The organism is Candidatus Kerfeldbacteria bacterium, from assembly GCA_016214565.1.
In the GTDB taxonomy this organism is placed as follows: Bacteria; Patescibacteriota; Patescibacteriia; order UBA10025; family JAHIVO01; genus JAXDBW01.
Genome location: JACROE010000002.1, coordinates 52,499 through 66,723, shown reverse-complemented (window position 1 = coordinate 66,723; position 14,225 = coordinate 52,499). Strand labels below are relative to the sequence as shown.

Below are 14,225 nucleotides of genomic sequence, written 5' to 3'. Positions count from 1 at the left end.
AAATCAAAAAACTGTCGAGCTGAGCTCGGCAGTTTTGTTTTTCCTTCTACTATTCTTCATTAGCAAACTGGACGACCGCGGTACCGTTCAAGACGGTAATTTGCTTTTCGTCAGCACTTACCGATAGGTCGGTCAGCTTATCAAAAGATGCAGCGGTGAATTGGCGAACAAGACTTCCATTTTTTGTGATAACAACAATGCGTTTGCTGGATCGATTGAGGAGATAGAGATAGTCTGCCTCTGCGCCGGTCCAGACGGTGTCGATTGAGGAAAGTGCTGGTTCAATTTGGTTAACGCTCCACTCTTGGCGGATGCTGCTGGTTAGACGGATTATGCTTCCATCACCTTGTCCGACATAAATTGATCCATCAATTGCCAGGCTCGTGCCACGGCTGACTTCAGTGCCATCGGTAATCCAATTGGTTGGGGCGGCATACCCGTTGCCCGCCGCGTTTGCGCGGAGAATTTGGTTATTGCGGATGTCGAGAAGGTAATATCGGCCCAGGTAGGTGGCGGTGTCGACAATGTTTGCTTCAGCCGGGAGCTTGAATTCTTGATTAGCGAACCGCTCTGTTTCAGTATTAAAGAAGTCAACGGAGTTATTTGATCCGAGGAGCACCAATTTTTTGTTATCAACTACGATATCAAGCCAGGTGTGGTCAGTGGCGGAATTGGGGAATGAAGTCACATTTCCATCAGCGGCAATGCGGTAAACGGTTTTACTATTTGAGTCGGCTGAGTACAGCACGTCTCCAATCTGCACGAGTCCAATCGGATTGAGCGCTGTACCAGTGGTCGCTAGATCAGTCATGAGACGCGGATTCTCTAAATTGACAATTCGGTATGTTTTTTGGCGCTCAGTGGCAATCTGGTTTTGCAGTGAGGTTCGTTTTGATTCTTCTTGATCGCCGGACGGCTCGAGATCAGCCAACAACGTTTCCGCAGAATTCAGTAGTTCCTGGGCGCCAGTCATATTGTCATAACTAATGGCCGCCTGCGCTCGAATAATTGCGTCTTCGGCCTGGTTAAATAGCTGGTCGTGCGCGATGCTTTCTTGGTTTTTAAAGCGAGACATCGCCGTCGAATAGAGGCCTTGAGATAGGGCAAAGGCAATAATGATGGCGAGTCCAAGCAAGATTTTGCTCACTCGTGGTAGGCGCTGGAAAGCTTTGATAGCAGTGGTCAGCCAGTGCTGTAGCCGTCGTGGAGCTTCCTGCACAGTCGTGGTAACTTGCTTTCGTTGTCCCACCAGATTACGCAGTCCTTTTCCCACGTGTGCTCCAGCTGCGCTGACTTTTTTTGCTACGTCGATAACTGTCGGAGTCGGCTGATGGCGTTCTCCGTCCGTGACCCGTGCGGGTGGACGGTGCGCGGCTTGGTAGGCGCGGAGGTCGCGCTCAAGCCGGACGCGACGAGGAGATTGGCGGAATAATTTGAGGCGCATAAAGTCAAAAGCACGCTCAACCATGCCGCCGATGCGTTCTCGCAGGTACCGTGTCAGCGACGGGGTAAGAATATTGCCCGTGTCAGCCTGCTTTTGCAATAAACTCTGCATTGATTCGGCGGGGGATTGTGGAAGCGGACGAGTGTACGAAGGTGTATTACTAGGCTGCGTTGCACTCATTGCTTGGCTAGGCACCGGCATCGGTCTGATTTGAACCAACGCCGCGGCAAATGTGGCGCGATTTTCATTCTCCATCAATAGAGATTGCAACTGACTGGCCGCTTGGCTGGGATGGCGATCGCTGACCGTACGGCGCAATTTTTCGAGCGAGAAATAATCAAGTACGCTGGGAGTGGTAAACATGAGTACGTCATCTGGCGCGGCGTCTCCGGAAATAATATTTGAAAATGCCTTAAGTGGATTTGGCGCTTGGCGCTCATTGGTGTCACCGGCTGCGGCAATAATGTCGGTAATGCGCTGGTGGCGAATCAAAAATGCATTAATCGGACCAACGGTGCTCATATATATGGTCTGCGTGGTTACTGCGGCCACGAGCCCTCCGAAATGATCCAGCCAATTTGTATCTGCATCGCCAATCAGGTCGGCAATACGGTGATTGAGGAACTCCAGGGAACGCTCAAATGCTTTTTCGGTATTGAGGTCATCTGTTCCGTAATAATTGCGTGTCACTTCGTCAGCGAGGGAATCGAGAATACGCGCGAGCCGCTCATCGGGCAGCGCGATTTCCCCAACAAAAAATATCCTCCCCAGGCGCTGCGCTTCTGCAGCGGGAGGTTGGGATACGTATACCGTCGCGATGGATCGATGCCGCTCGCGGGGCTGTATCAGTAATTTACCGTATGAAAATCCTGTGTCCATCATGTCCGCTCAATACGCCAGACTTGCTCAATGAAAGTAGCCATAGTATACTATATTCACTTTCAATCGTAAAGATGGCTTGCCCCTATGCTTGATCAATTATTTGGTTCACGAACGCGGGTAAAATTGCTCCGACTTTTTCTGACTAATCCCGAAACAGATTACTTCGTCAGGGAATTAACCAGGAAAGTAAATGAGCGGATCAATTCAGTTCGTCGTGAATTGGAGAATCTCGAATCGTTGGGTGCCGTGACCGCCTATCAGAACGGCCAAAAGAAGTTTTACCGAGCGAATACTAATTTTGTTCTCTTTCCTGAACTCAAAAATTTAATTTTGAAGTCTCAAATGACTCTGGAGCGGAATTTGGCGCAGAGCATCCGTGCGGTAGGGCAGATTTCATATCTCGTATTGACCGGCGTCTTCACAGGCGTGCCTGATGCACAAACTGATATGTTGATCGTCGGAAAAGTAAATCGGTCAAAGCTGACTCGATTAATTGATCGTTTTCATAAAGACTTCGATAAAAAGATCCGTTATACCGTTATGACGCGTAAGGAGTTTGATTATCGCAATTCGCTGACCGATAAATTTCTCTATCAGATTTTAGAAAACCCAAAGATAGTCGTTTCCGACAGCATTTTCAATTCTGCTGCATGATTCTTTATATTGATACGCATCATGGGGATACCAGCACCCTGGCTACTGCGAATCGTGCCGGGTTAGTGGTGCGTCAGCGGGTGCTACATCATGATCGTGATCAATCAGTACAGCTGCTTCCAGCAATCGAAGCTCTTTTGCGATCCAGCAAATTGAAATTAACTGATATTACTGGTATCGGGGTAGTACAAGGCGAGGGTGGATTTACCGCACTTCGACTCGGCATCAGCACGGCTAACGCACTTGCCTATGCGCTGCATATCCCGGTTGTCGGAATAATGCATCGAGAAACTGAGCGTCTGGAAACTCGATTACAGAAAATCGCCAGGTCCCTGAAAACAACTCGAGGAAAGCTGAGACTGGTAATGCCGAAATACGGTCGATCACCGAATATCACCCATCCCAAAAAGTGATCCAATTAGCCGATCTGTCGAGATAGGCTGGCTGTTGGACGAAATCCGAATTGGCGTTCGAGTAATTCGAGTGATGCGCGGATTTTGTGCAACCTGCGAAATGAAACGGTAAAAGCGGGACTGGAAGCATCGCGCCGCTCAAGTTCATCAATGCGCACCTGCACTCCGGTCAAAATTGAACATTCGCGATGAATTTGATCAAGTAGTAATTCTGCACATGTGGAAAGTTGATGCGTCGAATTAGTCGGCACCTCCAGGCGGCGCTGGCGCGAAATGTGCTTTCCCCAGTGCGTGATGCCCGTGATCTGCAGCACTCGACCAATTTGGCGTGTGGTACGGATGGTGGAACATGCAGCATCAAGCAATTCATAAATTATTTTGGCATGAATTGAGCTATCCTGCGTCGCAAATGAAAATGTTCGTGATCGGGTAATTGATTTGGTGCGACCTGGTGCTAGCACCGGGCGGAGATCGATGCCATGAGCTAATGTCCACAACCATCGGCTGTGCGGCCCAAATATTTCGTCCAAAAATGAATCACTTTGCATGGCCAAGTCACCAATCGTTTGCACCCCGTATTCGCGTAAAACGTCAGCGGTGCGAGGCCCAATAGTGGGTAAGCTGGTTATGGGGAGTGGCTTGAGAAATAAATTTTCTTGCCCCCAGGGAACATAAGTGACCTGGCGAGGTTTAAATGTTTTTGCGGCGGCGCGGGCAGTCACTTTATTGCTGGCAATGCCGATGGAAACTGGGATTTCCAGTTCACGCTGGATTGTTTTTCGGATTTCCTCGGCGACTGCCTCGGCATTGATCCATTGGGTTTCAAATTTTTTCAGTTCTAGGTACGCCTCATCAAGGCTGACTGGTTCGATGATATCAGAAAATCGACTGAGGATACGATAAAATTCTTCAGAAAATTTTTCATATTGGCTGAACGATCCTTCTACAAATTGAGCTTGGCGAGCCAACTGCTGAGCGGTCGAGATTGTCATGCCGGATCGCACACCAAACACCCGCGCCTCATAGCTGACACCGGCCACAACGTTCCGTGACAGGGGATTGCTACAGACAATGATAGGCTGGCCGCGCAGTGATGGATTGAGCGCCTGCTCTACCGAAGTAAAGAAAGCATCGAGCGAAATATAAAGGATGGTACGGAGGGAAGTTGTTGGCTTCATATGATTATGGGGTTAGATAATTAGCCGAATAAAAACCGAAGATATAAAGTAAAAAAATTTGACGGGTGTTCATATTTACAGATAGAGTGGGTAGATACAGAACATTTACTGAACCATGCATCCATCAAAGGAGGCGATCATGGCAATCGAACACACCTATTACGTTCGTTTACAAGAAGCATATACCCAAGCAGGTAAGGAAGGTTGGCGAACCTTTTACTCCAGAATAATCGGGGAGCTCCGGATTGACAATGAGCCATTGCGTGAATTACTCATACGACTGGGGGATAACCGCAATATTTTTCCAGAGTATCAGCGAGAAATTTACTATGAATCCATCGCCCTACTCATTGCCGCGCTCGAGCCGATTCGGAAGATTTCACCGCAAGATGTGGCGGACATGGGCGAGGCGCTCACCAGCAGTCTGGGCGACCCAATTCATTTAGAAAAGATGGAGAAACTGGCTCGGGGGATCCAGATCTTCGAACAAGCTGAGTGTAAACCGCTCTATGCCGATCTGAAGGATTTCATTAGGAAGATTGTCGGTAGCGAGAGTAATACTTACCACGCTATTATGTGCGTGATGTACATGATTATGGCGCTGGCACATCCCGAACTGGATGCGTCAACCGCAGCCGATGACCAATCTCCTGTAATGACGCCGGCCATTGCCGCGCTATTGCAGAAACAGCCTGGTATACGTTGGTAATGAACGTTTATATGTACTCGAAAGGTTTGGCATCTCGTCAGACCTTTCTTTTTTTCTAAAATTTCCTGATGATGCCTAATACTTTTCCCTGGATAATGACACTATTCGTATACAGGGGTTTGTATTTTTTATTGGCAGGCTGGAGGCGAATCAGATTTTTAGTTTTAAAGAATTTTTTCAGGGTAGCGGTTCCATCCTCCAGCATCGCCACCACCGTGTCGCCGTCTTTGGCGTATTCGGTTTTCTCGATAATGACATAGTCACCATCAGCGATCAGGCTCTCGATCATGGAGTCACCTTTGACCTTCAGGATGTAGGCGTTTTTTCCTTTGACCATGGTTTGAGGGACGGGGATATCGAGCTCACGGTCTTCGATCGCTTCAATCGGTTGGCCGGCCGTAATGGTGCCGACTAAGGGGAGGAGGATGGATTCTTCCTGAGCCACCTCACGTTCAAGTTCGGGGATAGTAATGCCACGCGATTCATTTGGATCACGCACGATAAAGCCGTGCTCTTCTAGGTATTGGAGGTGCTCATGAATTGTTGCCAGCGATGAAACGTCAAATTCTTCGGCAATCTCCGTTAATGTCGGGGCATAGCCATACTGCTTAATGTATTCTTTTAGAAATTTGAGTATCTGCTGTTTTTTCTTGGGGAGAATTTTTGTCATACTCTTTATTAATAGTTTGCTATACTAATTGTATGGAAATAGTCTTAAATGTATTTTTACCACTGGTACTGCAATTATTGGTACTCTATGGCGTATCTCAGGCGATTGATCGTTTAGTGCTTCGGTATTTGGGTCGGGGGTGGTATCTGGCGTTGACCTGGCCGGGGGTAGTGGTTCACGAGCTTTCTCATTTTGTTGGGTGCATTATAACCTTTACTCGCGTTACTCGTGTGGAATTATTTCATCCGCATGGCAATACGCTGGGGATGGTTGAGCATGTACAAACGCGGAATCCGATTAAAAATATTATTATATCCATTGCGCCGCTCTTTGGCGTGACATTTATTATGTGGTTGTTAACGCGGTGGGCAATGCCGACGTTTTATCATGATCAGCTCGGTGTTGTCAGGGGCGCGCTGCAGGACGCTGATACCTACTCACATTTTTTTAGTTTATCAGGAGCTTTCATTTCTCAGTATTGGGATTCGTTAACTGAATTGCTATCAGTGATTGATTTTGGACAATGGCAGACTTATCTATTTCTCTACCTGATGATTACGTTGAGTTCCCATGCGGCACCGTCTAATGTGGATCTGAAGCATACATACTTTGGTGTGGCTGGGTTGGGCATTCTTTTTTTCTTGCTTATCCTGATAGATCGATGGCTACAGACGCAGGCTACTTGGATAGTAGTACAATGGTTGAGCGGCCCGGTTTATTTCTTGGCCCAATTTCTTACTATCGGTATATTCTTCAGCTTTGTCAGCTTGTTGGTGATGGGAGGGCTGAGTATGATGGGAAAGTTCATGAAAAAGGGGAGTATTTGATTAAATTAAGTATAACCGAATAAAAACCGAAAGTCAATTCCACCCTGTGGAAAAGTAGGGGGCGGCTGATTTAGTGTCATTACGCTTGACAAAATGCAGTAAATGCGGTAGTCTATGCGGTAAAACAAAAAAGATAGGGCAATTTGAAAATCAAAAGGAAGGCGGTTCTAAAATGAGAATTTTTGCGTTCGTTTGTATGATTGTAGGTGCAGTCTCTGTACCCTCAGTTGTATTTGGAGGATCTGATGTTGCTTTGAGCAACACTGTACCAACTTCAGAGATAAGTCTTCAGTCCTCAGGGATTGTGATGACGGCTACAGAGTCAGACTCAACAAACTCAGTCAACCTGTCTTGGACAGCTCCTGCCGATGACTCTGGTAACATGGCAAGCGGATCGTGCGCGGTATTTGATCTACGTTATTCGTTTAATGTGATTACATCCTTGAATTGGGATTTGGCAACTCCGGTTGCCGGTGAACCAATTCCTGCGGATCCAGGCACGCGCCAATCAATGCTGGTTACTGGTTTAACGCCGGGGACAACATATTATTGGGCCATCAAGTCAGCCGATGAGGTATATAATTGGTCAGGACTGTCGAACGTGGTGATGAGGGGGACAAAGCACGTCCCAGTTACCGGTGGCATATACCGTGCAGGAAAAGGCGATTTTAACAGTGACGGTTTAGGTGATCTCGTGTTGCGCGATACACTTACTGGTGATGTATGGATCGCGCTTGGTAATGGACACAATCAATTCTTTCCGGTACATGGACCTGGATACCAAGGGTCTATGTTTGCAAATGGTTGGTTGCCTGGCGTCGGACCATACCGAGAGTATTATGCTGATTTTTCTCGGGATGGGTATTGCGATATGTTGCTCGTTGACCTATCCAATGGCGCACTCTATGTTGCATTTAATTGGATTGCTCCAGGACAGCCACATTTTGAGGTGGCGCGGAGTCCGTATCCTAACAATGCCTGGATGCCTAGTGGTTGGGGAGAATATCCATACTATCTCATGGTTGATGATTATTCACATGATGGCCTAATTGATGTTTGCGTTTTTCATCCGATCTATGGTCGTCTCTTTGTTGCCTATAATGCGGGTAATCATTTTGTTCCTGCATTTGGTACCTCAACCGGTAAATCATGGATCACCAATTGGAACGCTGGGTCACGTGGGTCGTATATTCCATTTTCAGGTGATGTATCCGGAGATGGATACCCCGATGTCTTTGCGCTTCAAACAAGTAATGGACGATGGACTGGCTTATATAACTATGCCGTTCCTGAACCACCAAAGTTTGTCATCGCAAAAGGCAAGTATATTAATTATTCTTGGATCGCAAGCGGCTGGGGGCAGGCACCGTATGTGTCTTTTCTCGATGAATATAATGGTGACTCGCTGAAAGAAGTGAGCTGCTGGCATCCGCCCCTCGGAGCCATATTCATCACTGAGAAGGTTGGTAATGAGTTTAGGCCGAAGTTTGGTCCGCATGCCGGTGGAGCTATGCTCATTGGTTGGAAAGCGGGGCTTAACTTTTCCGTACTCAGCACCGATTTTTCTGGTGACAATTATGCCGATTACGTTCAGGCAGATCTCACTGCCGGTGAGTGGTGGATGGCCTTTAATTGGGGAACCGAGTTTCGAGTAGTCAATGGTGCGGCAGGCGGTGGCGCAGTTCTTCGGAACTGGGGCATCCAAGCCGTTGGAAGTTCGGCAAAAATCGCTGAGATGGATGAGTCTGACACGCTTCAAGCTGTTTCCGAGCAACCTGAATCAGTTCAGCTCAAACAGAACTATCCAAATCCGTTCAACCCTACAACCACCATTTCATTTAGCCTTCCGGAAACCGCCGAGGTAACACTTTCGGTTTATAACGTAACCGGCCAGCGAGTTGCTGTGCTGGTCGATCATCAGGTCCTTGCCGCGGGCACTCATTCGATCGAGTGGGATGCTAGTGGTAAGGCGACTGGGGTATATATTTATCACCTCATATCAGGATCGGTTACTCGATCCGACAAAATGCTCTTGCTTAAGTAATTTTACCTCTTCTTTCCTCTCAATATGACGCCTTGGTTTCCCAAACCACGGCGTCTTTTATTTATTGACGAAAATAGGTGTTTATTTCCTATTTATCCACAGTTTGGGTGGGGGAGACGGTGGTTGACCAAAACATAATAGTGGAGTAAAATGGGTATGTGAGGTGAAAAGTGGATAAAAGTGGGGATAAGTCAAAAATACTGTGGACAACCCCCTGACACCGGTCAAATATTCTTTTTTTACATAAAGAAACAAAAACCTAATGTTTATCGGCGAATATCATCATTCAATAGACGAAAAAGGGCGGTTAGCCGTTCCGGTTAAATTTCGTCGTGACCTCCAAAAAGGCGCAGTGGTGACCCGGGGCCTGGATAACTGTCTTTTCTTGTATACTGCAACTGAATGGAAAGAATTAGCTGATAAATTAGCTAAATTACCTATTTCCAAAGCAAATACACGCGCCTTCGCCCGGCTCATGCTTGCGGGTGCCATGGACGTGGAGATTGATAGCCAGGGTCGTATCGTGGTTCCTGATTATTTGCGCCAATATGCCACCGTGAGTAAGAAAGTGGTCATTGCCGGATTGTATAACCGTTTGGAAATCTGGGACGAGGATGCCTGGAACCGTTATAAAGCTGGTACGGAGAAGCAGTCGGGTGATATTGCTGAAGCACTTGGCGAATTAGGAGTATAGCGCGTATGCCAGGAACACACGTTCCGGTGCTTATTCGCGAAGTAGTTGAACTTTTGCAACCGAAGCCGGGCCAGCATTTCATCGACGGAACCGTCGGGGGTGGGGGACATGCTAAAGAAATTTTAGAAGCCACCACGCCAGACGGGCATCTCTTAGCTCTTGATCGAGACGCTGAGGCGCTTCGTATCAGCCAGGAGTTTCTTGCATCGTTTGGGGATCGCGTGAGTTTTGTCCACGATTCGTATATCACTATTCAACAAGCGTACCATGAATATTTCGGCCTATATCAGATTAGCGGTATTTTACTCGATCTTGGTATATCCAGTATTGAGCTCGAAGATAGGTCTCGAGGATTTTCTTTCCAAATAGACGCTCCGCTCGACATGCGGTTTGACCTTCGGCAGTCACTGACCGCAGCAGACATGATCAATGAATGGCCGGCTGAACGTTTACAAAAAGTATTCCGAGAGTATGGCAACGAACCTTTGGCGCCCGAAATCATACGAGCATTGCTCGCCCTGCGCCAACAAAAACAAAAAATACAAACAACTAAGCAATTAGTTGCTGTCATACTCTCGGTTTACCGAGAAAAACTACATTCAAAACACGAAGTTCCCTGGATTGGGGGAATTCATCCTGCCACACGCGTATTTCAAGCACTACGAATTGCGGTCAACGAAGAGCTCGATGCCGTCACTGCCGTATTGCCGGAGGCTATTTCGCTCCTCCGTACTGGTGGACGATTGGCCGTCATCTCATTTCATTCACTTGAAGATCGAATCGTTAAAAATTATTTTCGTCAAGAATCACGCGACTGTATCTGTGGGCCAGACGTACCAATCTGTGTCTGCGGTCATCGCGCCCGTGTCCGTCTCATAACTAAAAAACCTATAACTCCTTCCGCGGAAGAAATTGAAAAGAATCCCCGGAGTCGCAGCGCTAAGCTCAGAGTTGTAGAAAAAATATAACAAAGACAATGACAAAATTTTCACGCCAGCAATATCAAAAGCAATCTAATCGATGGTCTGACCAGCCGGTTCGCGTGGCTGTCATGCCGCGGCTATCCGTGCAGGTGCTCTTGCTCGGGGTCATCGTTTTCGCCAGCCTTGCCTATTTATTTTATATGAACCAGACGGCTACGGGCGGATTTGATATTAAAGGAATTGAGAACCGTATTACCGATTTACAAAAAGAAAATTCTTCACTGGAGTTGCGCGTGGCTGAATTGCAGTCATTGTCCACCATTGAAACAGCGAGCGCCGACCTTCAATTGGTATCCACCTCTTCAATCGAGTACCTCCCGGCGGTGGGGACTACGGTGGCCCAGCGCTAAAAGCGAGCGTGATACAGCTGATGTAGTAGTATAGAATAGAGAAGGGGGAGTAAGCTTATGCGACGACGATCACCGCACGCACAACAGAATACCAGAACCACGCGGCGTTATGAACGACTCGATTATTTGACCGGGGCGATTTTTTTCATCGGAGCAATTATTACCGTTAGATTGGCTGATATTCAAATATTTCAACATTCATTTTATGAGGCCTTGGCGGCGGATCAGCATAATTTGTATGAACAGCTGTCGCCGCGCCGCGGAGAAATTTTTGTACGAGACAAGGATGATCCTGATACGAAGTACCCCCTGGCGACCAATAAATCATTCTTTTTGGTATATGCTGAGCCAATGCGCATTGAGGATCCGCAAGGCACGTATGACAAACTGGCCTCAGTGATTCAATTTGACGATGAGGAAAAAGTTCAAATTCTCGAGCGTTTGAAACGAGAAAATGATTTATATGAGCCAATCAAGCGCCAAGTTGACGAGGCGACTATGAATACAATTAAGGCAATGAATCTGACGGGCATTCAGTTTCAGGAAGAGTATTACCGGTATTATCCAGAAAAAAATATAGGCTCGCACCTGCTGGGATTCCTTGGATTTACCACTGATCAAAAAAAAGGACAATACGGCCTGGAGGGATACTGGGATGAAGAACTCGCTGGTACGGCGGGGTTTCTCCAGGCAGAAAAAGACGCGCAAGGTCGCTGGATAACGTTTGGTACAAAATTGCTTGAGGAGGCTGATGACGGTTCAGACCTTATTTTAACCATTGATCGAACAATCCAATACGAGACTTGTAAACGGTTGGATGAAGCGGTAGCCAAGCATGGGGCGGACGGAGGTAGCGTCACCATCATGAATCCTCATACGGGCGCCATACTCGCGATGTGCGGCGCGCCGGATTTTGATCCGAATGAATATAATAAGGTGGAGGATATTAACACATATCTTAATCCGGCTACATTCTATATTTATGAACCAGGCTCGGTGTTTAAACCGATTATCATGGGCGCGGCTCTTGATACCGGAGCGGTGACGCCAACCACCACCTATGTTGATACCGGCTCAGAAAAAATCGGGCCGTACACTATTAAAAATTCTGACGGTGAAGCGCATGGTACGAATACGATGACGCAAGTATTGGAGCAGTCATTAAATACCGGAATGATTTTTGTTTCACGTCAGCTACAACCAGAAACCATGGAGGAATATGTGAAGAAATTTGGATTTGGTGAAAAATATAATCTTGAATTGAATTCAGAAGCCCAGGGTGATATTTCATCTGTGGAAAAGCATCAGGAGATTTACAATGCGACTGCCTCATTTGGGCAGGGCTTATCTGTCACTCCACTGCAAATGGTGGCCGCCTATAGTGCCATCGCCAATGGTGGCAAACTGATGCAGCCATATATTGTTGATGAAGTAGTGAAATCTGATGAGGTCAGCATTAAAACAGAGCCAAAAGAAATCCGTCAGGTATTGAAGCCTCAAACCGCCACGACGCTGGGGGCCATGCTGGTAAAGGTAGTGCAAAATGGCCACGGCCAGCGCGCGGGCGTGCCGGGGTATTTCGTCGCAGGTAAAACTGGCACAGCACAAATTCCTCGCACGGATGGCCCAGGTTATGATCCAGATTTTACTATTGGAACATTTTGTGGGTTTGCGCCAGCCGATAACCCAATCTTTGCTATGTGCGTCAAGCTGGACAAGCCGCGCGACGTGCGATTTGCCGAGTCCACCGCTGCGCCGCTCTTCGGCGATCTCGCTCAATTTATGTTGAATTATTATAATGTGCCGCCGGAAGAGACGGTTGAGTGATCACCTCACTTGTCATTCTGAGGGAAGTCGAGCTCAGCTCGACGACCGAAGAATCTCAATGACGATTGACCATGTGGAGTGGTATACTGTTAATGTATCGTTTAATTAATGTCATAGAGACTCTTCGCGTTCGCTCAGAGTGACAGCAAAAACAATATGAAGAAACTCATTATCTGGAAATTACAAATGCTGGCACGGATGATATTAAGAAAATATCAGCCACACGTTATTGGCGTGACGGGAAGCGTGGGTAAGACGTCTACCGTTGAGGCAATTTATACGGTACTGCGCACGAAATACCGCACCCGAAAAAATTACAAGAACTACAATAATGAATTTGGTACGCCGTTGTCGATCATAGGAGCGGCTTCCGGAAATTCAAATCCGTTTGCCTGGCTCGGTGTTTTTTTCAAGGCACTTTGGTTGATTCTGGTGCGCGATACCTCATATCCGGAATATCTGGTATTAGAAATGGGCGCGGATCGGCCCGGCGACATTCAGGCGCTGACTGAGCTGGCGCCCTGTACCGTCGGCGTGATCACGGCAGTTGGTCCGGCACATCTCGAATTATTTAGCAGTGTGGAAAAGGTCGCGCGGGAAAAATCCATTATTGTTACACATCTGAAGAAGGATAATTTTGCAGTGATGAACGCGGATGATTCATTAGTCATGAGTTGTCAGGATAAGGTCCGGGCGGAAATCATTTCTTTTGGTTTTTCTGACAGTGCCACGGTACGCGCCAGCGACGTGCGCATTTCCTCAGGTCCATCGGATGATCCCTGGGTGGACGTCCAGATAAAGGGATTAAGTTTTAAATTACAATACAAGGGTGCCAATGTCCCCGTTTTTCTTCCCTCGGTCTTAGGTCAGCATCAAGTGTATGCTGGTCTAGCGGCTGCAGCGGTCGGCATCGCTTTTGGCATGAACCTGGCGGACATTTCAGCTGCGTTGCGCGAGTATCAGTCTCCCGCGGGTCGGATGCGTCTCATCCCCGGCATTAAACATACGTCATTGATTGACGATACCTATAATTCCTCGCCATTGGCGGCAAATGCGGCGTTACAACTTTTGAAAGAGGTTAAAGTTTCAGGGAAGAAATATGTGGTGATGGGGGACATGCTTGAGCTGGGGCAGTATACCCAGGAGGGACATGAAGATGTGGGTCAACATGTCATGGGTGCCGCTGATTATTTGGTTACCGTCGGTGAACGGGCAAAATGGATCGCCGATGGCGCTGAAGCTGCTGGTATGCCCGTTGATCGCGTGGTTCGTTTTTCTGATACTGAGGCGGCTGGTAAATTTGTCCAAGAAAAAATTAAAACCGGAGACATTATCCTTATTAAAGGATCGCAGGGAGCTCGCATGGAGCGGGTAACTAAGGAATTGATGGCCGAGCCGACTCAGGCAGGGGAGCTCTTGGTCAGACAGAGCGCTGAGTGGAGGTAAGTACGGAGGCATCGTGGTTGTCCTTCCCGCCATTGACGGTGGTGGCTGATTTTTGGTACCCTCACCATTCCCTGATAGAATATATCTAGTTAAACAGTTGCAGA

Annotated in this window: 13 protein-coding genes; 10 read left to right on the top strand and 3 right to left on the bottom strand. The window is 47.5% G+C overall.

Going from position 1 to position 14,225, the window contains the following annotated elements; genetic code table 11:
- Positions 1 to 49 precede the first annotated feature (49 nt).
- Positions 50 to 2,326 (bottom strand): hypothetical protein, encoded by a 2,277-nt coding sequence (locus HZC01_00300; protein MBI5037139.1) that lies wholly within the window; start codon positions 2,324 to 2,326, stop codon positions 50 to 52.
- 84 nt (positions 2,327 to 2,410) lie between these two features.
- On the opposite strand from HZC01_00300, the gene HZC01_00295 reads away from it, so the two are divergent.
- Together HZC01_00295 and tsaB are read left to right on the top strand one after the other, a co-directional pair.
- The gene (locus HZC01_00295; protein MBI5037138.1) at positions 2,411 to 2,980 is read left to right on the top strand and encodes a winged helix-turn-helix transcriptional regulator; all 570 of its coding nucleotides are present in this window, start codon (positions 2,411 to 2,413) and stop codon (positions 2,978 to 2,980) included.
- Entirely contained in the window at positions 2,977 to 3,393 is a 417-nt protein-coding gene (gene tsaB / locus HZC01_00290) for a tRNA (adenosine(37)-N6)-threonylcarbamoyltransferase complex dimerization subunit type 1 TsaB (protein MBI5037137.1), read from the top strand. The genes HZC01_00295 and tsaB overlap by 4 nt, the downstream gene beginning before the upstream one ends.
- A gap of 5 nt (positions 3,394 to 3,398) precedes the next feature.
- Here tsaB and HZC01_00285 read toward each other — a convergent pair whose 3' ends face one another.
- Positions 3,399 to 4,571 carry a DNA polymerase IV gene (locus HZC01_00285; protein ID MBI5037136.1) on the bottom strand — a complete coding sequence of 391 codons (1,173 nt, stop codon included), beginning with the start codon at positions 4,569 to 4,571 and terminating at the stop codon, positions 3,399 to 3,401.
- 115 nt (positions 4,572 to 4,686) lie between these two features.
- On the opposite strand from HZC01_00285, the gene HZC01_00280 reads away from it, so the two are divergent.
- Positions 4,687 to 5,280, top strand: coding sequence for a hypothetical protein (locus tag HZC01_00280; protein MBI5037135.1), 594 nt, complete (start codon positions 4,687 to 4,689; stop codon positions 5,278 to 5,280).
- A 55-nt stretch (positions 5,281 to 5,335) separates the two neighbouring features.
- On the opposite strand, the gene lexA is transcribed toward HZC01_00280, so the two are convergent.
- Entirely contained in the window at positions 5,336 to 5,950 is a 615-nt protein-coding gene (gene lexA, locus HZC01_00275; GenBank protein ID MBI5037134.1) for a transcriptional repressor LexA, read from the bottom strand.
- Between the two features lie 32 nt (positions 5,951 to 5,982).
- Between lexA and HZC01_00270 the strand changes: the two genes are divergently transcribed.
- The 7 genes from HZC01_00270 to HZC01_00240 all read left to right on the top strand — a co-directional run bounded on the left by HZC01_00270 (position 5,983) and on the right by HZC01_00240 (position 14,121).
- Complete coding sequence (locus HZC01_00270; protein ID MBI5037133.1) at positions 5,983 to 6,777, top strand: hypothetical protein; 795 nt, start codon at positions 5,983 to 5,985, stop codon at positions 6,775 to 6,777.
- A 196-nt stretch (positions 6,778 to 6,973) separates the two neighbouring features.
- A complete protein-coding gene (locus HZC01_00265; GenBank protein ID MBI5037132.1) occupies positions 6,974 to 8,821 on the top strand; it encodes a T9SS type A sorting domain-containing protein in 1,848 nt (615 codons plus the stop codon).
- Between the two features lie 262 nt (positions 8,822 to 9,083).
- Positions 9,084 to 9,515 carry a division/cell wall cluster transcriptional repressor MraZ gene (mraZ, locus tag HZC01_00260; protein MBI5037131.1) on the top strand — a complete coding sequence of 144 codons (432 nt, stop codon included), beginning with the start codon at positions 9,084 to 9,086 and terminating at the stop codon, positions 9,513 to 9,515.
- A gap of 5 nt (positions 9,516 to 9,520) precedes the next feature.
- Positions 9,521 to 10,483, top strand: coding sequence for a 16S rRNA (cytosine(1402)-N(4))-methyltransferase RsmH (gene rsmH, locus HZC01_00255; GenBank protein MBI5037130.1), 963 nt, complete (start codon positions 9,521 to 9,523; stop codon positions 10,481 to 10,483).
- Between the two features lie 8 nt (positions 10,484 to 10,491).
- Positions 10,492 to 10,848, top strand: a complete 357-nt coding sequence (locus tag HZC01_00250) for a hypothetical protein (protein MBI5037129.1) — start codon at positions 10,492 to 10,494, stop codon at positions 10,846 to 10,848.
- Between the two features lie 57 nt (positions 10,849 to 10,905).
- Complete coding sequence (locus tag HZC01_00245; protein MBI5037128.1) at positions 10,906 to 12,675, top strand: penicillin-binding protein 2; 1,770 nt, start codon at positions 10,906 to 10,908, stop codon at positions 12,673 to 12,675.
- A 156-nt stretch (positions 12,676 to 12,831) separates the two neighbouring features.
- On the top strand, positions 12,832 to 14,121 hold the full coding sequence (locus HZC01_00240; protein ID MBI5037127.1) for a UDP-N-acetylmuramoyl-tripeptide--D-alanyl-D-alanine ligase: 1,290 nt from the start codon (positions 12,832 to 12,834) through the stop codon (positions 14,119 to 14,121).
- Positions 14,122 to 14,225: the final 104 nt, after the last annotated feature.

Bases quoted from the DNA above. Each gene is read 5' to 3' on its own strand.
- HZC01_00285 (MBI5037136.1), bottom strand. From the start codon at position 4,571: ATGAAGCCAACAACTTCCCTCCGTACCATCCTTTATATTTCGCTCGAT.
- tsaB (MBI5037137.1), top strand. From the start codon at position 2,977: ATGATTCTTTATATTGATACGCATCATGGGGATACCAGCACCCTGGCT.
- mraZ (MBI5037131.1), top strand. From the start codon at position 9,084: ATGTTTATCGGCGAATATCATCATTCAATAGACGAAAAAGGGCGGTTA.
- HZC01_00245 (MBI5037128.1), top strand. From the start codon at position 10,906: ATGCGACGACGATCACCGCACGCACAACAGAATACCAGAACCACGCGG.
- HZC01_00295 (MBI5037138.1), top strand. From the start codon at position 2,411: ATGCTTGATCAATTATTTGGTTCACGAACGCGGGTAAAATTGCTCCGA.
- rsmH (MBI5037130.1), top strand. From the start codon at position 9,521: ATGCCAGGAACACACGTTCCGGTGCTTATTCGCGAAGTAGTTGAACTT.
- HZC01_00300 (MBI5037139.1), bottom strand. From the start codon at position 2,326: ATGATGGACACAGGATTTTCATACGGTAAATTACTGATACAGCCCCGC.
- HZC01_00270 (MBI5037133.1), top strand. From the start codon at position 5,983: ATGGAAATAGTCTTAAATGTATTTTTACCACTGGTACTGCAATTATTG.
- HZC01_00250 (MBI5037129.1), top strand. From the start codon at position 10,492: ATGACAAAATTTTCACGCCAGCAATATCAAAAGCAATCTAATCGATGG.
- HZC01_00280 (MBI5037135.1), top strand. From the start codon at position 4,687: ATGCATCCATCAAAGGAGGCGATCATGGCAATCGAACACACCTATTAC.
- HZC01_00240 (MBI5037127.1), top strand. From the start codon at position 12,832: ATGAAGAAACTCATTATCTGGAAATTACAAATGCTGGCACGGATGATA.
- lexA (MBI5037134.1), bottom strand. From the start codon at position 5,950: ATGACAAAAATTCTCCCCAAGAAAAAACAGCAGATACTCAAATTTCTA.
- HZC01_00265 (MBI5037132.1), top strand. From the start codon at position 6,974: ATGATTGTAGGTGCAGTCTCTGTACCCTCAGTTGTATTTGGAGGATCT.